The organism is Bradyrhizobium sp. 14AA (genome assembly GCF_054185205.1).
In genome coordinates, this window is sequence record NZ_JAVAYM010000125.1 from 1 (window position 1) to 485 (window position 485).

A 485-nucleotide genomic window follows, 5' to 3' on the forward strand; every position below is an offset into this window, starting at 1 on the left:
TCGCTGGCTGCCGCGGCGGCGGTGCTACACCAGACCCAATCCGCTCTGTCTCATCAGTTCAGCGATCTGGAACAACGCCTTGGCTTCCGCCTGTTCGTGCGTAAAAGCCAGCCGCTGCGCTTTACGCCGCAGGGGGAAGTTCTGCTGCAACTGGCAAACCAGGTGCTGCCGCAAATCAGCCGTGCGCTGCAGGCGTGCAACGAACCGCAGCAAACTCGTCTGCGCATCGCTATTGAATGTCATAGCTGTATTCAGTGGCTGACCCCGGCGCTGGAAAACGTCCGTGCAAGCTGGCCGCAGGTAGAAATGGATTTCACATCCGGCGTCACTTTTGATCCGCAACCGGCCTTGCAACAAGGCGAGCTGGATTTGGTGATGACGTCGGATATTTTGCCGCGCAGCGGGCTGCATTATTCGCCGATGTTTGATTTTGAAGTCCGACTGGTGCTGGCGCCCGACCATCCGCTGGCCAACAAAACGCAGAT

At 58.4% G+C, this 485-nt stretch carries 1 protein-coding gene; it reads left to right on the forward strand.

The window, feature by feature from the left end; translation table 11 throughout:
• On the forward strand, positions 1-485 hold a 485-nt coding region (locus RAD15_RS43625; RefSeq protein ID WP_458184832.1), incomplete at both ends, for a LysR substrate-binding domain-containing protein.